This window comes from Asanoa sp. NPDC050611 (assembly GCF_040654855.1).
Lineage (GTDB): Bacteria > Actinomycetota > Actinomycetes > Mycobacteriales > Micromonosporaceae > Asanoa.
This window is the reverse complement of record NZ_JBFAIU010000101.1, coordinates 909-22737: the sequence shown is the minus strand read 5'-3', so window position 1 is coordinate 22737 and position 21829 is coordinate 909. Positions and strand designations below refer to the sequence as shown.

Annotated in this window: 18 protein-coding genes and 1 pseudogene; 10 read left to right on the top strand and 9 right to left on the bottom strand. The window is 72.0% G+C overall.

Annotated elements, in window-relative coordinates:
* The coding region (locus AB0H87_RS17790) for a nitrate- and nitrite sensing domain-containing protein (RefSeq protein ID WP_360146095.1) at positions 1–2790 on the bottom strand (2790 nt) is incomplete at its 3' end.
* Between the two features lie 202 nt (positions 2791–2992).
* Here AB0H87_RS17790 and AB0H87_RS17785 point away from each other — a divergent pair.
* On the top strand, positions 2993–3568 hold the full coding sequence (locus tag AB0H87_RS17785; RefSeq protein ID WP_360146092.1) for a hypothetical protein: 576 nt from the start codon (positions 2993–2995) through the stop codon (positions 3566–3568).
* A gap of 17 nt (positions 3569–3585) precedes the next feature.
* A complete protein-coding gene (locus AB0H87_RS17780; RefSeq protein ID WP_360146089.1) occupies positions 3586–4674 on the top strand; it encodes a hypothetical protein in 1089 nt (362 codons plus the stop codon).
* 42 nt (positions 4675–4716) lie between these two features.
* Here AB0H87_RS17780 and AB0H87_RS17775 read toward each other — a convergent pair whose 3' ends face one another.
* A complete protein-coding gene (locus AB0H87_RS17775) occupies positions 4717–5406 on the bottom strand; it encodes a hypothetical protein (RefSeq protein ID WP_360146086.1) in 690 nt (229 codons plus the stop codon).
* A 189-nt stretch (positions 5407–5595) separates the two neighbouring features.
* Here AB0H87_RS17775 and AB0H87_RS17770 point away from each other — a divergent pair, with 189 nt between their 5' ends.
* The 3 genes from AB0H87_RS17770 (at position 5596) to AB0H87_RS17760 (ending at position 8122) form a co-directional block, all read left to right on the top strand.
* Positions 5596–7251, top strand: a complete 1656-nt coding sequence (locus tag AB0H87_RS17770) for a sodium:solute symporter family protein (RefSeq protein ID WP_360146083.1) — start codon at positions 5596–5598, stop codon at positions 7249–7251.
* Between the two features lie 5 nt (positions 7252–7256).
* Positions 7257–7586, top strand: a complete 330-nt coding sequence (locus AB0H87_RS17765) for a hypothetical protein (protein ID WP_360146080.1) — start codon at positions 7257–7259, stop codon at positions 7584–7586.
* Positions 7587–7945: 359 nt separating this feature from the next.
* Entirely contained in the window at positions 7946–8122 is a 177-nt protein-coding gene (locus AB0H87_RS17760; protein WP_360146077.1) for a hypothetical protein, read from the top strand.
* Positions 8123–8173: 51 nt separating this feature from the next.
* On the opposite strand, the pseudogene AB0H87_RS17755 reads toward AB0H87_RS17760, so the two are convergent.
* A pseudogene (locus AB0H87_RS17755) lies at positions 8174–8302 on the bottom strand (GntR family transcriptional regulator); the annotation flags it as partial.
* Between the two features lie 80 nt (positions 8303–8382).
* On the opposite strand from AB0H87_RS17755, the gene AB0H87_RS17750 reads away from it, so the two are divergent.
* Together AB0H87_RS17750 and AB0H87_RS17745 are read left to right on the top strand one after the other, a co-directional pair.
* Positions 8383–8736, top strand: a complete 354-nt coding sequence (locus AB0H87_RS17750; protein ID WP_360146074.1) for a YciI family protein — start codon at positions 8383–8385, stop codon at positions 8734–8736.
* Positions 8726–9931 carry a DUF6596 domain-containing protein gene (locus tag AB0H87_RS17745; RefSeq protein WP_360146101.1) on the top strand — a complete coding sequence of 402 codons (1206 nt, stop codon included), beginning with the start codon at positions 8726–8728 and terminating at the stop codon, positions 9929–9931. Before AB0H87_RS17750 ends, AB0H87_RS17745 begins: the two co-directional genes overlap by 11 nt.
* A gap of 61 nt (positions 9932–9992) precedes the next feature.
* Here the strand turns inward: AB0H87_RS17745 and AB0H87_RS17740 are convergent, their stop codons facing one another.
* From AB0H87_RS17740 to AB0H87_RS17720, 5 genes are all read right to left on the bottom strand, one after another.
* A complete protein-coding gene (locus AB0H87_RS17740; protein WP_360146071.1) occupies positions 9993–12266 on the bottom strand; it encodes a glycoside hydrolase family 6 protein in 2274 nt (757 codons plus the stop codon).
* 232 nt (positions 12267–12498) lie between these two features.
* A complete protein-coding gene (locus AB0H87_RS17735; RefSeq protein WP_360146068.1) occupies positions 12499–13122 on the bottom strand; it encodes an LUD domain-containing protein in 624 nt (207 codons plus the stop codon).
* Positions 13106–14548 carry a LutB/LldF family L-lactate oxidation iron-sulfur protein gene (locus AB0H87_RS17730; RefSeq protein WP_360146065.1) on the bottom strand — a complete coding sequence of 481 codons (1443 nt, stop codon included), beginning with the start codon at positions 14546–14548 and terminating at the stop codon, positions 13106–13108. The genes AB0H87_RS17735 and AB0H87_RS17730 overlap by 17 nt, the downstream gene beginning before the upstream one ends.
* A complete protein-coding gene (locus AB0H87_RS17725) occupies positions 14545–15249 on the bottom strand; it encodes a (Fe-S)-binding protein (RefSeq protein ID WP_360146062.1) in 705 nt (234 codons plus the stop codon). Before AB0H87_RS17725 ends, AB0H87_RS17730 begins: the two co-directional genes overlap by 4 nt.
* Positions 15250–15251: 2 nt before the next feature.
* Positions 15252–15902 carry a GntR family transcriptional regulator gene (locus tag AB0H87_RS17720; RefSeq protein WP_360146059.1) on the bottom strand — a complete coding sequence of 217 codons (651 nt, stop codon included), beginning with the start codon at positions 15900–15902 and terminating at the stop codon, positions 15252–15254.
* 66 nt (positions 15903–15968) lie between these two features.
* Here AB0H87_RS17720 and AB0H87_RS17715 point away from each other — a divergent pair, with 66 nt between their 5' ends.
* The 3 genes from AB0H87_RS17715 (at position 15969) to AB0H87_RS17705 (ending at position 20587) form a co-directional block, all read left to right on the top strand.
* Positions 15969–17015, top strand: a complete 1047-nt coding sequence (locus tag AB0H87_RS17715; protein WP_360146056.1) for a lactonase family protein — start codon at positions 15969–15971, stop codon at positions 17013–17015.
* A gap of 171 nt (positions 17016–17186) precedes the next feature.
* Positions 17187–18938 (top strand): substrate-binding domain-containing protein, encoded by a 1752-nt coding sequence (locus tag AB0H87_RS17710; RefSeq protein WP_360146053.1) that lies wholly within the window; start codon positions 17187–17189, stop codon positions 18936–18938.
* Positions 18939–19153: 215 nt separating this feature from the next.
* Positions 19154–20587, top strand: coding sequence for a sugar transferase (locus tag AB0H87_RS17705; protein ID WP_360146098.1), 1434 nt, complete (start codon positions 19154–19156; stop codon positions 20585–20587).
* Here the strand turns inward: AB0H87_RS17705 and AB0H87_RS17700 are convergent.
* Complete coding sequence (locus AB0H87_RS17700; RefSeq protein ID WP_360146050.1) at positions 20581–21726, bottom strand: PP2C family protein-serine/threonine phosphatase; 1146 nt, start codon at positions 21724–21726, stop codon at positions 20581–20583. The two genes, AB0H87_RS17705 and AB0H87_RS17700, sit on opposite strands and share 7 nt — an antisense overlap.
* Between the last annotated feature and the right edge of the window lie 103 nt (positions 21727–21829).

The following is a 21829-nucleotide window of genomic DNA, read 5'->3' as shown; positions in this document are numbered from 1 at the left end:
GCGTACCCCCAACCCCCTGGTCGCGTCGCTGAGCTGCGGCGCGCCCTCCCCGCCGCCCCCCCACTGGTCGATCGGTCCCCACTCGACCGGCGGCGGCGTCCACATCGGCCTGCCGGCCCGCGCGGGAAGCGGCTGCTCGGAAGCGCTGTCCTGCCGCCCGGTCGCCGGAGCCGCGGGCGGCTGTCCGGCGCCGGCGTCCAGGCGGCCGTCCGCCGGCATTGCGGGCGGTTGTCCGGTGGCGGTGCCCAGTGGACCGTCCGAAACCGCCGCAGGCGGTTGTCCGCCGTCCGCTGGCATTCCCGGAAGCTGCTCCGCCGCGCCGTCCTGGCGCCCGGCCACCGGCTGCCCGGCCGCGCTTTCCTGGCGGCCGCGGTTCGTGCCGGCCTGCAGCGCCGACATGCGGGCCCGCACCTGCTCCGGGTCGAGCGGCGGCGATGGCGCGCCGCCGATCCCCGCCGGGAAGCCGCCCGACGGTTCGTCGACCGGCCGCCGCAGCTGTGGCGCCAGGTGGCGCTGGCGGCTGCGGCGGGGCAGACCGTCCTCGCCGACCACCAGCTCCGCGGTCGCCTCCTCCAGCGGCCGCCGGCGCCGCTGCACCGGCAGGCCCAGCACCGGCGTCGGCTGCGCGGCCGCCTCCGCGGGCGTCGGCGTAGCGACCAACCCGTTGGGCGGAGCCGCCGGCGGCGGTGGCGGCGCGATCGGCCCGCTCGACGGCCGCGCGGCCAGGCCGCCCGACAGCGCCGTCGGCCAGCTCGCGCCCGGCGACGACGACCAGGCCCCGCTGGACGTGCCCTCGGAGGCGGCTTCCGGGACCGTCCACACCGGCCCTTCCTCGGCCGCGGCCACCAGGACCCCGTCGTCGACGGCCGGCCCCTCGACCTCGGCCGGCGTGCGCCCGGGCAGCGCCAGCGCGCCGGTGCCGGCCCCGATCAGCGCCGTCGGTAGCAACGCCACCGCCGTCACGCCGCCATAGGGCGACGGGCGGAGCTGGACGCGTACGCCGTGCCGGGCGCCGAGCTGGGCCACCACGAACAGCCCGAGCCGCGCGGAGTTGCCCGGGTCGAACTCCGGCGGCTCGGTGAGCCGCTGGTTGGCCTCGGCCAGCGCGTCGGAGTCCATGCCCAGCCCGCGGTCCTCGATCTCGATCGCGTACCCGTTGGGCACCGCCTGCCCCGAGACCCGCACCTTGGTGTGCGGGGGCGAGAACGACGTCGCGTTCTCGATCAGCTCGGCCAGCAGGTGGATGACGTCGGCGACCGCGCGCCCGGCGACCGCCGCCGGCTCGATCGCCATGATGTTGACCCGCGGGTAGTCCTCGACCTCGGAGACGGCGCCCCGGATCACGTCGATCATCGGCACCGGCACCCGCCAGCCGCGGCCGGGAGCGGCGCCGGCCAGCACGACCAGGTCCTCCGCGTGGCGGCGCATCCGGGTGGCCAGGTGGTCGACCCGGAACAGGTCGCCCAGCTCGTCCGGGTCGGTGGTGCGCCGTTCCATCTTGTCGAGCAGCGCGAGCTGCCGGTGCAGCAGCGTCTGGCTGCGCCGGGCGATGTTGAGGAAGACCTCGCTCAGCCCCCGCCGCAGCACGGCCTCGTCGACCGCGGAGCTGATGGCGGTGCGCTGGACCGCGGCGAACGCGTGGCCCACCTGCCCGATCTCGTCGGAGCCGAACTCGAGCTGCGGCGCCTCGGCCGCCACGTCGACCTCCTGGCCGCGGCGCAGCCGGCCGATCAGCGTGGGCAGCCGTTCGTCGGCCAGCTCCAGGGCGGCGGCCCGCAGGCCGACCAGGCGGCGGATCAGCTCGCGGCCGACCCGCACCGAGATGTAGAGCGCGATCGTGACCGCGACCAGGCCCAGGAAGCCGGCCAGGCCCAGCCGGATCAGGATGCCGGTGGCGACCGGGATCGTGCGGTCCGCGAGCCGGTCGGACGCCGCCAGCTCGAAGTCGCGCAGGTCGTGCTGCACATGGTCGTACGAGGACTGCCACGCGGTCGCGGCCACCGGCGGCACCGCGTTGTTGCGACCCTTGGTGACCAGCGTGTCGAGCATCGTGTCCAGCTGGGTGAACGCGGAGGTCTCGGTGAGCTGCGTGTAGCGGGTGCGGTCGTCCTCGGGCAGGTCGGCCAGCGCGTTGTCGTAGAGATAGCGCTCGGTGCCGATGATCTGCACGAGCTGGCTATGCTCGTCGGGCCCGAACCGACCGCCGGAGTGCACGCCGGCCAGCAGCGCGTCGGCGCGGGCCAGCACCTCCCGGGCCCGGCCGAGCGAGGTGATCGCCCGGGCCTCCCGGCCGAGCTCCTCGTCGGGCAGGGCGATCAGCACGGAGAACGCCCGGAAGGCGGCGTCGATCACACCGTTGTAGAGCCCGAGCGCGCCGGCCTTGTCCATGTCCTTGCGGTCGACGAAGTCACGCCCGGACGGCAGCACCGCGAACGCCTGGTCGAGCTGGACCAGCCGGCTGGCGAGCAGGTCGCTGGTGTCCGCGCCGGCTGACCGCCGGCGGAACTCAGCGATCGCCTCGTCGGTCTCCGTGCGCTGCGCGGCCAGCCGTTCGGGGCTGGTCTTGCCGGCGAGGTAGACAAGGGACAGTCGGCGTTCCTGCTGCAGGGCGGCCACGACGTTCTCACCGGGCCGGCCGATGTCGTCGAGGAGGCCCTGCGCGGAAAGCAGGCTGAGCGCCGGGCCCAGCGTCAACGTGGTCGCGAAGATCCACAATGCCGTGAGCGCGGCGATCGGCACGGCGACCAAAGAAATGATCTTCGAACGGATCGACCAGCTGCGCGAATTCATCAGTCCTCGCCCGAGGGGTTGGCAGGATCGACGACACGCGTCCTGTCAGCTCCCGCCAGAAAGCTGACATCGCCGGTGACGCATGCGCCTTGGGCAGGATACGCAACTGCCGGCTACCGCACTACCGCCGCACGTCGATGTCTCCGGAGGTGGTTTCCGGAGGGCAAAGATCTGGGAAATAGCAGGGCGAAGGAGGATTGCCATGTCCGCCACCCAGATCGTCGTTCTCGTCATCGTCATCGTGGTGCTCGTCGCGGTCGGGATACTCGCCTGGACCGCGATGCGTCGCCGGGCCCTGCGCGACCGGTTCGGTCCGGAGTACGACCGGGCCGTCGAAAACCAGGAGAGCCGTGCGGCCGCCGAGCGTGAGCTTCGCGACCGTGAGCGCCGCCACGCCGAGCTGACCCTCACACCCCTGTCCCCCGAGTCGCGGGACCGCTACGCCCAGGCCTGGGAAGAGCTGCAGGTCATGTTCGTCGACGACCCCGCCCGCGCGGTCGGTGCCGCCGACGAGCTGGTCACCCGGCTGGTCGCCGAACGCGGTTACCCGACCGAGGACTACGACGACCAGCTCGCCCACCTCTCCGTCGAGCATGCCCGCACGCTCGGCTACTACCGCGACGCACACGACATCCACCTCGCCAACGAGCGCGGCGAGGCCAGCACCGAGCAGCTGCGCCAGGCCGTCGTGCACTACCGCGCCCTGGTCGCGGACCTGCTCGGCGACGAGCCCGTCTCCACCCCGCACACCGACGGCCCGGTCACCGACGCCCGCTAACCCGAGGAGATCCCACCATGACCTACCAGGACCAGCGCAACGAGGAACATCCCGAGGCGGTGCGCTCCGACCCGGTGCCGGTGCAGCGCGACGCCCCGGATGACGAGGGCTACCACGACAATGTCAGCGACGCGGGCTACCACGACAGCACGACCGTGGACGCCGGCCAGCACGACAACCTCGACGAGCCGACCGACGTCGTCGACGCCGACCGGGACGTCGCAGACGCCGATCGGGACGTCGTCGACGCGGATCGAGACGGCGTAGACGCGGACCGGGACGTCGTGGACGCGGACCGGGACGTCGTGGACGCGGACCGGGACGGGGTCGACGACCGCGCCGAGGTCCGCGACCAGGAAGACGTCTATCAAGAGGCCGAGGAGGAGCGCACGGGGTACGACGACCCGGTGGTCGCCTCGCCCGTCGACACCGAGGAAGAGCGCGCCGGTGTGGACAGCAGCGAGCTCGAGCACGAGCGGGAGCGGGCCGAGGAGGAGCACCCCTCCGGCGGGCCGACGTTCCCGGACTCGGCACTCGCGCCGGCCGCGTTCGGTGCGGCCACCGCGGGTGGTGCCGCCGCCGCGGCGGCGATGGCCGCGAACCGCACCGACACCCGCACCGACGCCGAGGCCGTCGACGAGCGGGACGACGACCGCGACCGGACCGACCTCCACGACCGGACCGACCTCCACGACCGGACCGACCGCGACCACGACCTGCACGACGGCGACGACCTGGTGGACGACGACGACCATGACCGGTTCGGTGACGTGACCGACCGCGTCGCCGAGGCGGACGAGAAGACCGAGCTCATGCCGGGCGAGGTCACCGCGGAACCGGTCACCGCGCTGGTGGCGGTCGAGGCCGCCCAGGGCTTCCGGGACCGCTGGCGCGAGGTCCAGCTCCGGTTCGTCGACGACCCCCGCGGCGCGACCGCCGAGGCGCAGGCCCTGGCCGAGGAAGCGGCCGACGCCCTGGTCGAGGCGCTCGCCGCGATGCGCACCGACCTCGGCGGCTGGGAGGCCACCCAGGGCGGCGACACCGAGCACCTGCGCGTGGTGGTCCGCCGTTACCGCGACTTCCTGGACCGCATGCTGCAGAGCTGACCCTCACCAGCCAACACGGGCCCCCGCCGCCGGCGGGGGCCCTCAGCCTTGTGGCACGGGCACGATCGTCTCGCCGTCGACCACGACGGAGCCGGTGGCCAGGTCGAGCGGCGGTGCCGGCTGGGGCACGCCGTCGACCTCGAGGATGCCGACCTGCCGCCCGTCGACCACGATCCAGCCGCCCTTGACCTGCGCGTTGCGCACCTGCGCGGTGGCCCGGTAGAGCCCGGACGGCTTGCGTACCGCGCCGATGTCGAACCGGTAGGTCGTGCGCCCGGCGGTCAACGTGCCGTTGGCCCGCTTCTTGTCGAACACCCCGCTGAGCTTGCCCTTGGCGCCGGAGAGCGTGAGCCGCTCGTCGGCCGCGGTGCCCTGGTACCACGCCTCGATCCGGTTGCCGTCACAGACGTAGGCGACGGCCACGCCCTCCTTGACCGCGATGGCGATGCTGGCCGCGCCGCCCTCCGTCGACCCGGCCCAGGTCACGGTCACCTTCTGCTGCGCCTGCGCCTTCGCGGGCGGCGGCGTCACGGCGACGTCGGCCGGCGGCGCGGCGGACGGCGAGGGGGAGACCGAAGGCGAGGGCGAGACCGGAGGCGCGGCCGGTGGCGGAGCCGCCTCGACCCGCGCGGCCGCCGGCTCAGCCACGGTCAGCGCGTTGTTGGCGGCGAACAGGCCGGCCCCGGCCGCGAGGCCGACCACGAGCGTGACGGCGGTTCCCAGGCGCATCATGACCACTCCCCGTCGGTGACGTCCCTACAAGGAAACAGCCTCCCGTGACCGACCGTCTGTGGACAACCACGCAGCGGCGGAAAAATGACAGATCGCACCGAAACTGAGCGAGTTTCGGAAACGGAGTCCTGGGTACGTCCGCCCCCGATCGATCCGAGCCGTTCGGACCGGCGGGCGGAAGGAGACGCTGTGGACGGTGGGCTTCGGCTGGACCTCAACTGGCTGGACTATCTGCTGCTGACGCTCTACTTCGTGACCGTCCTGGGCGTGGGTTTCGCCGCCCGCCGCGCGATCCGGACCAGCGTCGACTTCTTCCTCTCCGGGCGTTCGCTGCCGGCCTGGGTGACCGGGCTCGCGTTCGTCTCCGCCAACCTCGGCGCGCTGGAGATCATCGGCATGGCCGCCAACGGCGCCCAGTACGGCGTGATGACCACGCACTACTACTGGATCGGCGCCGTACCCGCGATGGTGTTCCTCGGCATCGTGATGATGCCGTTCTACTACGGCTCCAAGGTCCGTTCGGTGCCGGAGTACCTGCGCCTGCGCTTCAACCGCCCGACCCACCTGCTCAACGCGATCAGCTTCGCGGTGGCCCAGGTGCTGATCGCCGGCGTCAACCTCTACGCGCTGGCGTTGGTGCTCGACGCGCTGCTCGGCTGGCCACTGTGGATCTCGATCATCGTCGGCGCCGCGATCGTGCTGACCTACATCAGCATCGGTGGCCTCTCCTCGGCGATCTACAACGAGGTGCTGCAGTTCTTCGTGATCCTGGCCGGGCTCATCCCGATCACCGTGATCGGCCTGGTCAAGGTCGGGGGCATCGACGGCCTGTTCGACAAGGTACGCAGCGGCGACCTCGGCGCGGGGGCGCTGCACGCCTGGCAGAACACCGGCTCGTCGGACAACCCGCTGGGCGCGCACTGGCTCGGCATCGTCTTCGGCCTCGGCTTCGTGCTCTCGTTCGGCTACTGGACCACGAACTTCGCCGAGGTGCAGCGCGCCCTGTCCGCGCGGAACATGAGCGCCGCCCGGCGCACGCCGCTGATCGCCGCGTACCCGAAGCTGCTCATCCCGATCGTGACCGTGATTCCGGGCCTGATCGCGGTGGTGACCGTGCAGGGCCTCGGCGCCGACGAGGGCGACCTGGTCTACAACAACGCGATTCCGCTGCTCATGCGTGACCTGCTGCCCAACGGCGTGCTCGGGATCGCGGTCACCGGCCTGATGGCCTCGTTCATGGCCGGCATGGCGGCCAACGTCAGCGGCTTCAACACCGTCTTCACCTACGACATCTGGCAGACGTACGTGCGACGGGAGCGCTCGGACGACTACTACATCAGGGTCGGTCGCATCGCCACGATCGCCGGTGTGGTGGTCGGCATCGGCACCGCGTTCATCGCGGCCGGGTTCTCCAACATCATGAACTACATACAGGCCCTGTTCTCCGTCTTCAACGCACCGCTGTTCGCCACGTTCATCGTCGGCATGTTCTGGAAGCGGATGACCGCGGCGGCCGGCTTCTGGTCGCTGCTCTCCGGCACGGTCGTGGCCATCGCGACGTACCTCCTCTATCTCGGTGGTGCGTTGCCGTTCGAGACCGACCTCGAGGAGAGCTTCTGGGGTGCCGGCCTCGCGTTCGTGACCGTGCTGCTGGTGGCGTTCGTGATCAGCCGGTTCGGTGCGCCCAAGCCCGAGAGTGAGCTGCGCGGCCTGGTCAACGGGCTCGGCGGCATCGACGTCAAGGGCGACGTGCTGGTCGGCGACGCGGCCTGGTACCGGTCACCGCTGCTGCTGGGCGGCGTCGCGCTCGCCCTGTCCCTGCTGTTCTACATCCCGGTCTGGTGAGGACGATGAGTGACGACGAACTCGTGAGCGAGCCACAGGAGGAGCGGCGCCGGTCGGCCGCCGCGCGGTTGTTCGACGTCCGCCGGGTGATCGGCGGGTTGTTCGTGGTGTACGGCGTGATCGTCGGCCTGGTCGGCGTCTTCGACGGCTCGGCGGCGCTCGACAAGGCCCAGGGCGTGCGGATCAACCTCTGGGCCGGGCTGGCGATGCTGGTCCTGGGGCTGCTGTTCCTGCTGTGGCAGTGGCTCTCCCCGGCCGAGGCGCCGGAGCCGCCGAACGCTGACACCGAACGCGAGAGTGTCGAAAATAGGGAGGGCGACGCGTCGGTCCGGTGAAGGAGGAAGCCATTGCTCATGCTCTTCGCAGAAGGTGCACGATCCACGCCGACGTAAGGCCCAAGGCTCCGAGCACACGCTTCACGTACCGGGCTGCGCTGACTCACCCGAGCCCTAGACCGGGATGACGGTGCGTCCTCGCCGCCCGTCGAGGCACCCACCTGGAGACGGCGCTGAAGATCGCGCAGTACCAACGCGCCGACTGGATCGGGGGTGACTCGGCAGACCTCGGTGGCGTCGAAACCGCGCCCTGCCTGACCAAATGACAACCCGCCTGAGTCTCAGACCTAACGGATGACCTCCTCGTGGCCCGCGCCACGTACGATGCGCATCGAGCAATCTTTATTCGGGGAGGGCAAGTGGGTCTGATTCGTAAGACCTTGAGCGTGAGCACGCTGGGCATCATCAAGTTCCGGTCGAACAGGGAGTCCAACGCACGAAGCAACCGGAAGTTGGCGAAGGCCGCCGAGCTGGAGGCCAGGGCCGCCATGCTGGACGCCGAGACGCGGGCGAAGCAGGCCAGGCAGAACGACTGAGACAGCGAAGACCCCCGCTACCCGTACCTGGGTGGCGGGGTCTTTTTGTGTTTAGACCTTCACGAAGGTCCCGCGCTGCGGCACGGTGACGACCAGGCCACGCTCACGCAGCTCGGCCACCGCGCGCCGGGCAGTACCACGGGCCACCCCGAACTCCTGAACCAGAGCGGTCTCGCTCGGGAAGCGCCAGACGCAGACACCGAAGCCGAGAGTGTCGAAAATAGGGAGGGCGACGCGTCGGTCCGGTGAAGGAGGAAGCCATGAAATACATGCTCATGCTCTTCGAACCGGAGACCGACTGGGAGTCCCGCCCCGACGAGTTGCGGGCGAGCCTGGCCGAGCACGACACGTTCTCGGCCTGGCTCAAGGAACGCGGCATCGCCGAGGTGGGCGGGGAGGCCCTGCGCGGGCCCAGCATGGCCACCACGCTGCGCAAGGTCGGCGACGAGATGGTGGTCACCGACGGGCCGTACGCCGAGCTGAAGGAGAGCCTCGGCGGCTACTACATCATCGACGCCAAGGACCTCGACGAGGCGATCGAGGCGGCTCGCCGGTGTCCGACGGGCACGGCGACGGAGATCCGCCCCATCTGGGACATCTCCGATTTCACCTGACGTCGACCGCGCGCTGGCGACGGCGTACCGCCGTGAGTGGGCCCAGGTGCTCGCCACGGTGGTGCGCCTGACCCGCGACCTCGACGCCGCGCAGGACGCGGTGCAGGAGGCGTTCGCCGCGGCCGTGCCGGCGTGGCGGTCCCGCGGCGTGCCCGCGAACCCGGGCGCGTGGCTCACGGCGACGGCTCGGCGCAAGGCCGTGTCCGCGCGGCGGCACGTGGACGCGATCGAGCGGCGGCTGCCGCTGCTGGTGGTCGAGGAGCCGGGCGCCGCGGGGGTGTTCCCGGACGACCGCCTGCGGCTGCTGTTCACCTGCTGCCACCCGGCGCTGGACCTGCCGGCCCGGGTCGCGCTGACGCTCAACGTCGTCTGTGGACTGGCGACCGCCGACATCGGCCGGATCTTCCTGGTGCCGGCGGCGACGATGGCGGCGCGGGTGACGCGCGCGAAGCGGAAGATCCGGGCGGCCGGCATTCCCTACCGGGTGCCGGCGCCGGCTGACCTGGCCGAGCGGCTGCCGGCGGTGCTCGCGACGATCTACCTGTTCTTCGTGCAGGGCCACACCCCGCCGCGCGGCACGGAGCTGACGGCGGCCGACGTCACCGCCCGCGCGGTCGACCTGGCGCGGGTGCTGGTGGAGCTGCTGCCGGCCGAGCCGGAGGCGCGCGGGCTGCTGGCGCTGCTGCTACTGACCGAGGCCCGCCGGCCGGCGCGGGTGGACGGGGCCGGCGTGCCCGTGCTGCTCGCGGACCAGGACCGGTCGCGCTGGGACGCGGAGCTGGTCGGCGAAGGACTGTCGCTGGTGCGGCGGGAGCCGCGCGGGCCGTACGCCATCCAGGCCGCGATCGCCGCGGTGCACGCGCTGGCACCGCGGGCCGCCGACACCGACTGGGCCGCGATCGTCCGGCTCTACGACGACCTGCTGGCCGTGCACCCGTCGCCGGTCGCGGCGCTGGCCCGGACGATGGCGTACGCCGAGGTGGCCGGACCGTCGGCCGGGCTCGCCGAGGTGGAGCTGCTGGCCGCGGACTCGCGCCTGGCCGGCTACCACGTGCTGCCCGCCGCCCGGGCGGACCTGCTGCGCCGCCTGGGCCGCCTGGCGGAGGCGGCCGACGAGTACGAGCGCGCGGCGGCGCTGGCCGGCAACGCGGCGGAACGCACGTACCTCCGCGCGCGAGCCGCCGACCTGCGCTGACGCGGTGGAAACGGGTCCCCGCCCCGGCTGCCGAAGGCCAGGACGGGGACCCGCGGTCTGGTTAGGACAACGGCGGGTAGGCGTTGGCCATGAGCTGGCGGAACTGCGCCGAGAACCACGCGCCGGAGATCGGTGCGTCGGGCAGTGCGCCGGTCGGGTTGTTGCCGTTCAGGCCGTTGCCGCCGTACGTCGGGTCGCACATCCGGTCGAAGCCCTTGCCGTCGTTGTTCGGGATCTCGCGGCTCGAGCCGTCCGACTCACCCGGCGGCTTGACCCACACGTACGCGTCGATGCCGGTGGCCGGCGCCGCGGTCGGCCGCTCGCCGAGGCCCGCGCCGCTCTGGTTGCACCAGTTGCCGGCGTGGATCCGGCGGTCGATGCGGGACTGGTCGACGAACGTGTTGAGGTCGGTCGACGTGCTCGGTGCCGTGGGTCGCGCCGAGCCGCCCCAGCCGTTGCGGGACGTGTCGATCAGCATGCCGATGTTCGAGTTGAAGCCCTGGGCGACCAGCTCCGTGCGGAACGCCTGGGCGAAGGTCAGCTCGTCGACGTACTGGTTCCAGTCGACCCAGCGGGACTGCCGGATCTGCTGGCCGTTGACGGTCGTGTTGATGTTGAAGTGCTCCTCGCGCAGCGCCGAGTAGTTGGCGGTGTTGACGATGAAGCCGTGCACGTCGTTCACGGTCGCGCCGGCCGCGGTCGCGGCCTGCTTGAGCTTCTGGGCGGTCGGGCGGAAGTTGCTGTCCCAGCCGATCCAGCCGTGGTGCGCGGCGTCGATGTAGTTGTAGACGTTGGGGATCGCGCCGAGCTTGTCGAGCGCGTAGCCGACGCCGTTGACGTAGCCGCCGTTGGAGTTCATCGTCGCGCACTTGGCGATGTTGAGGTTCGTGACCAGGTTCGGCAGCGAGTCGATCTCGATGATCGTGATGATCCGCAGGCTGCGGTACTTCGTGTTGCTCATGATCGCCGCGATCGGGTCGATGTACTCGCTCTGGTAGCGCGGCAGCCCGTCGACCGGGAGCTCACCGTTGGAGGCGAGAGCGGAGCAGTCGCGGCCGGGCAGGTTGTAGATGACGAACTGGATGTAGCCGGCACCCTGCGCGAGCGCGGCGTCCAGGTGGTCCTCGACGCCCATCGGGCCGTTGGACTGGCTGTCCGGGGTGCCCTCGATGGCCGCGATCCGGTCCAGCCACACCGCGGTGGGCTGGTTCGACACGCGGGAACCGCCCGGCTCGGCGGCGGCCTTGGCCGACCACTCCGGGTTGACGTAACCACGGGCACCGGAGTACGGGTTGTCCACCTTCGTGCCACCGCTGGGCACGTCGTTGTCGGACTCGGTGGCGGTGACGCTCACGTTGCCCGCCGAGCTGGTCGCCGCGATCGTCGCGGTGCCGTTGGTGGTGTCGGTGTCCTCCGACGCGCTGACCGTGACCGGGACGCCGGTGCTCCAGTTCGAGCTGGTCAGGGAGAAGCTGGTCGGGGAGACCGTGATGTTGGTGTCACCGGTCTTGGCCAGCGACACGGCGACCGAGCTGGTCGGCGCGGCGCTGAGCCGGTAGGTAACCGTGGCGGAGCCACCTTCGGGCACGCTGACGGCGCCGGTGCTGGCCTGCAGCGTCGGGGTGGTCGAGCCGCCGCCGACCGTGAACGGCACGGCCGAGGTGGTGGTGGACAGGCCCGCGCTGTCGAACGCCCGGGCGGCCGCGGTGTGGCTGCCGGACGCGACCGAGGTGGCGCTGTACGAGTACGGGGCGGTGGTGTCGCTGTTGACCACCGTGCCGTCGATCAGGAACTCGACGCGGCTGATCGGGCCCTCGACGTCGCTGGCGGTCGCGGCCAGCGGGATCGCGGCACCGGCGGCGAACGTGGCGCCGCTTGTCGGGCTGGTCAGGCTCACGGTCGGCGCCGTGTTGCCCGGCGTCGTGCCGCCGCAGGTGGTGCCGTTGACCGTGAAGGAGGTCGGCTTGGGGTTGCTGCCGCTCCACGAGCCGTTGAAGCCGAGCGAGGTGGAGGCGCCCGAGGCGAGGGTGCCGTTGTAGTCCAGGTTGCGCGCGGTGACGTTCTGGCCGCTCTGGGTCCAGGTCGCCGACCAGCCCTGCGTCACCCGCTGGCTGGCGTTGGGGAAGGTGAAGCCGAGCGTCCAGTTGGTCAGCGCGTCACCGGTGTTGCGCAGGGTGACGCTCGCCGTGAAGCCGCCGGGCCAGTCGTTGGTGGTGTAGGTGACGTCGCAGGCGACGGCCGCCTGGGCCGACGACGCAGGCGCGACGATGCCCGCGGCGGCGAGCAGGCCGGCCCCGGCGACGGCGATCAGCCGCCGTCTTGTCGACAGAGTCATTGCCGTGTCTTCTCCTTGGCCAGACCGGGAAGGAACCCGGGGGTGGGGGTTGGCTTTGCTTGGCCCGGCCCGGTCAGGCACCAGCGCGCGGCGTCGCACCACACGCCGTCCGGGTTGGAACGAACCCGGTGCCCTCGGCGTCCACAGGCGACCCGCGTAGAAGCGGCTCATCGGCATTCTTCCATGGGAGCGCTTCCATGACAAGCGCCCCTGGCGACAGTGCGGGGGTCGGTCAGGAGACGACGATGACCTCGAGGCGGCGGGGGCCGTGTACGCCCTCCACGCGGTTGAGCTCGATGTCGCTGGTGGCCGACGGGCCCGAGATCATCGTCAGCGGGCGGGTCGGGTCCGCCAGGCGGCGCAGGGCCGCGGGCAGCCGCTCGACGATCTGGTCCACCCGCACCACGCAGATGTGGTGGTCCGGCACCAGGGTCAGCAGGCGGCGGCCCTGGTCCGGGCCCGCGTCCAGGATCAGCGTGCCGGTCTCCGCGACCGCCACCGCGCACCCCGTCAGCACCGCCACGCCCGGCGCGTCGAGGTCGGCCACCGTCAGGCCGTCGTCCCTGCTCACTGGACCGTCGAACGCGGACAGCCAGGCGGCCGGCACGCCGGCCGGTGCGACCAGCGAACCCGCACCGGCCAGGAACGCGGCCACGGCCGCGGGCAGCCCGGTCGGCGTGCAGCGGCGGACCGCCGCCTTGTAGTCCTCGAGGCGGTCCACCAGCAGGTCGACCAGCTCGGCGCCGGCCGGGCCCGCGGAAGCCGCGTAGTCCCGGGGGACCACCACGGGCGCCGTCGGCTGCGCCGCACGGACGCGGCGCAGCACCTCGGTGCGGGCGTCAGGACGAGTGCTCACGGGTCCACCATTCGCGGAAGGTCTGCTTGGGCGGCAGCGGCGCGTCGCGCACCGAGGTCCACGCCGACAGCGGCCACGGCAGGCGGCGCAGCGTGCCCCGGCGCCCGGCCACCGTGCGCAGGGGAGCCGCGCCGCGGCGGGCGGCCCGCAGCGCCAGGGCGTAGCGGCGGCGGTCGCGCATCACGTACGACATGGTCCGCATCGCCGTCCGCTCCGCCGACGGCCGACCGCGACCAGCATCCACGCCGGACTGTCGCAGGTGGACCAGCACCTGCGGGATGTCGATGCGGACCGGGCAGGCGTCGAAACAGGCACCGCAGAGCGTCGACGCGTACGGCAGCGTGCGGTTGGCTCCTTCACCACTCATCTGCGGCGACAGGATCGCCCCGATCGGCCCCGGATACACCGACCCGTACGCGTGCCCGCCCACCCGCTCGTAGACCGGACACACGTTGAGGCACGCCGAGCACCGGATGCACCGCAGCGCCTGCCGCCCGACCGGGTCCGCCAGGGTGTCCGTGCGGCCGTTGTCCACCAGCACGATGTGCACCGTCTGCGGGCCGTCGCCCGGCGTCACGCCGGTCCACAGTGACGTGTACGGGTTCATCCGCTCGCCGGTCGACGACCGCGGGAGCAGCTGCAGGAACACCTCGAGGTCCGCGAACGTCGGCAGCAGCTTCTCGATGCCGACCACGGAGATCAGCGTCTCCGGCAGCGTCAGGCACATCCGCCCGTTGCCCTCGGACTCGACCACGGCCAGCGTGCCCGTCGCCGCGATCGCGAAGTTGGCGCCGGAGATGCCCACCTTCGTCGACAGGAACCGGGAGCGCAGGTGCCGGCGGGCGGCCTCGGCCAGCGCCGGCGGGTCGTCGGTCAGCGTGGTCGCGTCGACGTCCGGCATCCTGCTCGCGAAGATGTCGCGGATCTGGGTGCGGTTGTAGTGGATCGCCGGCACCAGGATGTGCGACGGGGTGTCGTCGGCGAGCTGCACGATCAGCTCCGCCAGGTCGGTCTCCACCGCGTGGATGCCGACCGCCTCGAGCGCCTCGTTGAGGCCGATCTCCTGCGTGGCCATCGACTTGACCTTGACCACCTCGGTGGTCCCGGTGTCCTTCACCAGGCCGGCGACCACCGCACACGCCTCCGTGGCGTCCCGGGCCCAGTGCACGGTCGCGCCGGCCGCCGTGGCCGCCGCCTCGAACTGCTCCAGCAGCTCGGGCAGCCGGGACAGGACGTCGTCCTTGATGGCCGCGCCGGCCACCCGCAGCTGCTCCCAGTCGGGCACCTCGCCGACCACCCGCAGCCGCTTGTCGCGGATGGTGTGCGTCGCCTTGCGCAGGTTCCGCCGCAGCTGCTCGTCACCGAGCTCCCGCCGGGCCGCGGTCGGGAACGGCAACCGCGTCACGATGTTCCCCGTGCCGGTCATCGCGACGCCAGGATCTGCGCGTAGTGGATCGGGGTGACGCCGGCGCCGGACCGGGACAGCCCACCGCCGATGTGGGTCAGGCACGAGTTGTCGGCGGCCGCGAGGTATTCGGCCGAGGTCGAGACCACGGCCGCGCACTTGTCGGCCAGCATCACGCCCGACACGCCCGGGTTCTTCAGCGCGAACGTGCCGCCGAACCCGCAGCACTCCTCGGCGCCCTCCAGCGGCGTCAGGGTCAGGCCCTCGACGGCCTCCAGCAGCCGCCGGGGCCGGTCGCCCAGCCGCAGCATGCGCAGGCCGTGGCAGGTCGGGTGGTAGGTCACCCGGTGCGGGAAGCGCGCGCCCACGTCGGTCACCCCCAGTTCGTCGACGAGGAACTCGGACAGCTCATAGGTGCGCGCCGCCACGGCGTCGAGCGCCGGCGAGGGCGCCAGGCGGGGATAGCTCTCCCGGACCATCGCCACACAGGAGGCCGACGGTGCCACGACCGCGTCGTACGCCGAGAAGGTCTTGACGAAGTTGGCCACGAGCGGCAACGCCTCCTCGCGGTAACCGCTGTTGGCGTGCATCTGCCCGCAGCAGGTCTGCTCCAGCGGGAACTCGACCTGGTGCCCGAGCCGTTCCAGGACGGTCACGACCGCCTTGCCGGTGTCCGGGAACATCAGGTCGTTGACGCAGGTGACGAACAGGGCGATCCGCATTGCTACCGGCTCTCGAAGAAGGGCAGATGGCGGTCGCGCGCCGCCGTGAGGTGGTCGCGCATCGCGGCGGCGGACGCGTCGGCGTCACCGGCCGCGACCGCGTCGACGATCCGGTGGTGCTCGCGGGCGCTGACGCCGTAGTGCGCGGCCGGGAAGTGCAGCCGGAACAGGTGCAGGTGGGCGCGGAGCCGGACCACGGCGTCGCGCAGCATCCGGTTGCCGGACAGCCCGGCGAGGGTGTGGTGGAAGCGGGCGTCCTGCGCGGTGAACGTGGCGATCGCGTGCGCGCCCTCCGGCCCCGGCAGGTCGGCCTCGGCCCGCAGCCCGGCCAGCTCCGCCGCGTCGAGGCCGGCGCCGGCGGCCTTGGCAGCCGCGGTCGGCTCGAGGATCAGCCGCATCTCGACCAGCTCCTCGAACTGCGCCCGGGTCAGCAGCGGGGTCGCGGTGTAGCCGACCAGCGGCGTCTTGCTGACCAGGCCGTCGGACTCGAGCCGGGCGAGCGCCTCGCGGACCGGCGTCGGCGAGACGGCCAGGCGGCGGGCCAGCGCGTCGATGTTGATGCGGGCGCCGGGCTGCACCTCGTGATCCATGATCAGCGCCTGCACGGCCGCATAGACGTCGTCCGTGAGGGTGATCCGTCGGGCCGGCTGCACGATCAAAGATCCTATAGGATCCGTTGCCGCCCCGCAGCCCGCGTCCCGCGGTGATTGGATCAACCCGTGACCGACGAGATCGTCTACCTCGGCTGCTACACGAAGGAATCCGGCGGTACGGGGGAGGGCATCGTCGCCGCCACCCGCGACCCGCGCTCCGGCCGGCTCACCCCCGGCGCCGTCGTCGCGCGTACGCCGTCGCCGTCCTTCCTGGTCTGGCACCCCACGCTGCCGGTGCTCTACGCCGCCAACGAGCTGGCCGAGGGGGAGGTCAGCGGCTGGGCGGTGGACGGACCGGGCCCGTTGCGGCCGGTCGGGCGGGCCCCGACCGGCGGCACCGAACCGTGCCATGTCGCGGTCACGGCCGACGGCCGGCACCTGCTCGCCGCCAACTACGCGAGCGGCTCGATCTCCGTGCACCCGCTCGACCCGGCGACCGGCGCGGTCGGCGAGCGCACCGACCTGGTCGTGCACGACGGGCACGGTCCCGACCGCGACCGGCAGGCCGGCCCGCACCTGCACATGATCTCGATCGACCCGGCCGGCGGTCCGCTGATCGCGATCGACCTCGGCACGGACGGCCTCTATCCCTATCGGATGGACGGCGACCGGCTCGTGCCCGCCGGCGACCCGCTGCGGGTGGCGCCCGGCACCGGCCCGCGGCACGTCGCCCGCCACCCGGACGGCCGGCGCGCCTACCTGGTCGGTGAGCTGGACGCGATGCTGACGAGCTTCGAGATCGGGGATACGGGCTGGCGCGAGCGCCACCGGCTCGAGGCGAGCACGCGGCCGGGCGAGAAGTTCCCGTCGGAGGTCGCCTGCCGCGCCGACGGTCGCTATCTCTACCTCGCCACCCGCGGCGTCGACACGGTGTCGGTGTTCGCGTTGGACGGTGCGGCGCCGCGCCTGGTCACAGAGGTCGACTGCGGCGGTCGCTGGCCGCGGCACCTGGCACTGGCCGGCGAGCACCTCTACGTGGCGAACCAGATGGGCGACTCGGTCGCCGTGTTCGCGGTGGATCCGCGGACCGGCGTGCCGACGATGGTCGATGGCCCGATCCCGGTCAGCAGCCCGACTTGTGTGTTACCGCCCCGCATGACCGTCATTTCGTGATCCGCGGAAAAGGTTGCCAGGTAAGGGATTTCGTGGACTCGTCGGAGTAACGCGATCACAGGAAGTGATGAAAACCGATCGGTTCGTCTCTCCTCCGTAACTTTAGGCCGAACGTACCTGGCGAGACGACGTTCGGCTACGCAAGATGGTCGGGTGTCTGGCCGGCATCGCATGCGAATGAAGCTTCGCGGGGCGGGCGTCATCGCCGCCGCGATGGCGCTTGTCCTCGTCTCCACTGGCGTCTACTTCGGTTACCGACAAGTATCCCAACCGGGATGCTCCGGTGAGGCGAGGTTGACCGTGGCCGCGGCGGGTGAGATAGCCCCCGCCATAGACAAGGCCGCCAAGGCCTGGGTCGACGGTGGCGCGGAGGCCGACGGCGTCTGCGTCGCGGTCGACGTCGTGGCGCAGGAGCCCGTCGACGTGGCGGCGGTGGTCGCCGGCAAGCACGGCGTCGCGCTCGCCGGCGTGGGCCTTGCCAACGGCACCGCCACGATGCCCGACGTCTGGGTGCCGGACTCCTCGACCTGGCTGCTGCGGCTGCAGAGCGCGGCGTCCGGCTTCTCGCCGACCAACGGCGAGTCGATCGCCCGCAGCCCGGTCGTCATCGCGATGCCCGAGCCGGTCGCGACGCAGATCGGCTGGCCGGACAAGAAGCTCGGCTGGCAGGACCTGCTCAAGCAGCTCACCACGGGCACCTCGCTCAAGCCCGGCATCGTCGAGCCGACCCGGGACGCGGCGGGCCTGTCGGGCCTGCTCGCGCTCGGCGCGCAGGCGGGCACGCTGGGTGCGGCGGCCGAGACGGCACAGGCCGGCGTGCTCCGCGCGCTCGCCACCGGCAAGTCGGCGCTCCGCCAGGACCTGCTGGCGCGCTTCCCGCGCTCCGCGGACCCGGCCAGCATCGCGCAGGCGCTCTCCGCCGCGCCGCTGTCCGAGGAAGACGTCGTCGAGTACAACTCCAGCAAGCCGCCGATCCCGCTGGCCGCGCTCTACCTCGAGCCGGCGCCGACGTCGCTGGACTACCCGTACGCGGTCATGCCGGGCACCGACCCGATGAAGGCCAAGGCGGCCGAGGGCCTGTTCCGGGTGCTGACGACCCGCGACTTCAAGAACCGGCTCGGTGCGCAGCACCTGCGCGCGGCCGACGGCACCTGGGGCGACGGGTTCGAGGCGCCGGCCGGCGCGCCGAGCCCGGCCGGCACCCCGCAGGTGAAGCCCTCCGGCGACTCCGGCGGCAGCGCGGCCGGCACCTCCGACCCGGCGACCGTCGACCGGACGCTGGCCACCTGGACAGCGGTCACGCTGCCCGGCCGGCTGCTGGCCGTCGTCGACATCTCCGGCACGATGGGCGGCAAGGTCGCCAGCGCCGGCGGCAAGACCCGTATGCAGCTCACCCAGGCGGCGGCGACCCGCGGCCTCGGCCTGTTCAGCGACGACTGGGCGGTCGGCCTCTGGGTCTTCTCCAGCAACCTCGGCGGCGGCAAGGACTACAAGGAACTGGTGCCGATCGGGCCGGTCGCCACGGGCCGCTCGGCGCTGCTGGGCAAGCTGACCACGATCCAGCCCAAGAAGGGCGGCGACACCGGTCTCTACGACACGATCCTCGCCGCCTACAAGAACGTGCAGAACGGCTGGCAGAACGGTCGGGTCAACTCGATCGTCCTGCTGACCGACGGCATCGGCAACGACGACCCCGACGGCGGCATCGACCATCCGAACCTGCTCAAGCAGCTCAAGAGCATCGCGGACAAGAAGAAGCCGGTCCAGCTGATCATCATCGGCCTCGGCGACGAGGTGAACCGCGCGCCGCTCGACCAGATCACCGCTGTAACGGGCGGTGCCGTGTTCGTCGCGGAGGACCCGACGAAGATCGGCGACATCTTCCTCAAGGCGATCTCGCTGCGGCCCGGCACGGCGAAGTGACGACCCTGTCGTTTGCCTAGCTAACGGGTTGCCGTCAAGCAAGTGACGGTTTTCCGTCCCAGCTCCTTCGGGGGACGGGTGATCGGCGAAGATGTCCAGGCACCGCTCCGGTGCGTCGACACCCACGAGCTGGGGAGGGCTTGGTGACGTCGGCGACGCTGGTAGACCCTGCTTCCGCACGCCCGGAAGCCGCACGTGGCGCCGTTACCTCGGCGCTGGTCAAGTCGCGCCAACGCGCATACGTGCGCGCCGTTTTCCTGATCGACGCCGCGATGATCACGATCGCGGTGCTCGGCGGCTACGCCGTGCGGTTCGGGGAGCTGTCCGAGAAGTTCGGCGGGGGCGCGCCGCGCGACTCGCGGCCGTACGCCGTGATCATGGTCGGTCTCGGCCTGGTCTGGCTCGTCTCGCTGAAGCTCATGCGCAGCTACGACGCCCGCCTGCTGGGCTACGGCGTCGACGAGTTCCGCCGGGTGGCGGCCGCGACGATCCGGCTCGCCGGCGCGATCGCGATCGTCGGTTACGTCATCGACCTCGGCGTGGCCCGCTGGTTCCTGCTGTTCAGCTTCACCCTGGGCCTGGTCGGCCTCGTGCTCGGCCGGTACGCGGCCCGCAAGTGGCTGCACCGCGCCCGCAAGCGCGACGGCGCCTGGTCCCGCCAGGTGCTCGTCGTCGGCGACGCGTCGCACGTCAACGAGCTGGTCGCGACCCTGCGCCGCGAGCCCTACGCCGGCTACCACGTGGTGGGCGCTTGCATCCCGGACGCCCTGATCGCGCCCGTGCCGCAACGGCTCGGCGACGTGCCGGTGGTCGGCTCGTTCCGCACGGTGCTCCAGGCCGTCGAGTCCACGGGCGTCGACACGGTCGCGGTCACCACCTCCGGTGAGCTGACCGCGATCCGGTTGCGCCGGCTCGGCTGGCAGCTCGAGGGCACCGGCGTCGACATGGTGCTGGCGCCCGCGCTGACCGACGTCGCCGGCCCGCGGATCCACACCCGCCCGGTGGCCGGCCTGCCGCTGATCCACGTGGAGGCGCCCGAGTTCCGTGGCGGCCGCAAGCTGGTCAAGGGCTTCTTCGACCGGGCCGCCGCGCTGATCGCGCTGACCCTGACGCTGCCGCTGCTGGTGGTCATCGCGATCGCGATCAAGCTCGACGGCCGCGGCCCGGTGTTCTTCCGGCAGACCCGGGTGGGCCTGTCCGGCAAGGAGTTCGGGGTCTTCAAGTTCCGCACGATGGTCGTCAACGCCGAAGAGGTGCTGGCACAGCTGCGGGCGCGCAACGAGACCGACGGGCTGATGTTCAAGATGCGCGACGACCCGCGGGTCACCCGGGTCGGGCGTTTCCTGCGCCGCTTCTCGCTCGACGAGCTGCCCCAGCTGCTCAACGTGCTGCTCGGCCAGATGAGCCTGGTCGGGCCCCGCCCGCCGCTGCCCCGCGAGGTGGCCCGCTACGACGGCGACGTTGCCCGCCGGCTGCTGGTCAAGCCCGGCATCACCGGCCTCTGGCAGGTCAGCGGTCGGTCCGACCTGAGCTGGGAGGACGGCATCCGGCTCGACCTCTACTACGTCGAGAACTGGAGCCTGACCGCCGACCTGGCGATCCTGTGGAAGACCATCGGCGCGGTGATCGCGAGCCGAGGCGCCTACTGACCCTCGACCTTGGGCCCCGTCCAGTCGAGGCAGACCACGACCGCGTCGTCGGCCAGGTCCGAGGCCACGTGCGCGCGCAGCTCGCCGAGCAGCGAGCGCACGGCGTCCAGCGGTGACCGCCGGCCGCTGCGCCTGATGAACCTGGTCAGCGCGGTCTCGCCGTACCGGCCGCCGGTCTGGTTGGCGGCGTCGTAGACGCCGTCGCTGACCACGAACAGCCGGTCGCCCACCTCCAGCTCGAAGGTCTGCGGACGGTAGATGGTGCCGTCGAACATCCCGAGCGGCAGCTGCGGCTCCAGCTCGACGTCGCTGACCTCGTCGCCGCGCAGCAACAACAGCTTCGGCGAGCCGGCGTCGACCGCGGTGACCACGCCGGTGGCCAGGTCGACGTCGAGCAGCAGCGCGGCCAGCGACTGGTCGCCGCGGTAGTGCGCGTAGATCGCCTGGTCGGCCAACGCCGCCTGGTCGGCGAGCGCGAGCCCGCCCCGGCGCGCGTTGCGCAGGGCGAAGGTGGCCAGGCTGGTCAGCGTCGCGGCGGCGATGCCCTCGCCGGAGCCGTTCACCGCCGACACCCAGAGCCGGTGCCCGTCGTCGGCCCAGTCGAAGCTGTCACCGCGCACGGCGTACGCGGGTTCGAGTTGCCCGGCCAGGGCGAAGGACGAGCGGTGCCGGCTGCGCCCGGGCAGCAGCTCCCACTGCATCTCGGCGGCGAGGGTCAGCCGGCGGGTCCGCGCCGCCATCAGGTAGCGGTCGGTGCTGTAGCGGACCGCCTCGATCTCGTGGGCCAGATAGGTCGCCAGGTCGGCCAGCTCGCCGCGGACCTCGTCGTCGTCGGCGGAGTCCGGTGCCAGGCGCAACACCCCGAGCCGGTCCCCGCGCATCGTTACAGGGAGGAACAGGACGCCGTCCGCCAGAACCTCCGACTGGTGGTCGAAGCAGCGCCAGGCGGGGTGGCCGGGCCGGGTCACCGGTTCGCCGCCCGCCAGCGGGAGCAGCGCGGAGAGCCGGTAATCGACCAGGAGCAGCTCGACCTCCGTGACGCCGTACCGCTCCGCGAGCTCGTCCGCGAGGCGGTCGACGAGCGCGTCGGCCTCCGCGCGCGACAGGGCGCGTTCGACATCCACTAACCGTCGGTTCATCCCTGGTCCCCTCGGCGAGGTGGCGACCGGTGCCGCCGGGGTAGTGTTTTCCCACCATGGCCGATCACCATGCCTCCACCGACGTAGCCACCCAGGCCGCAGC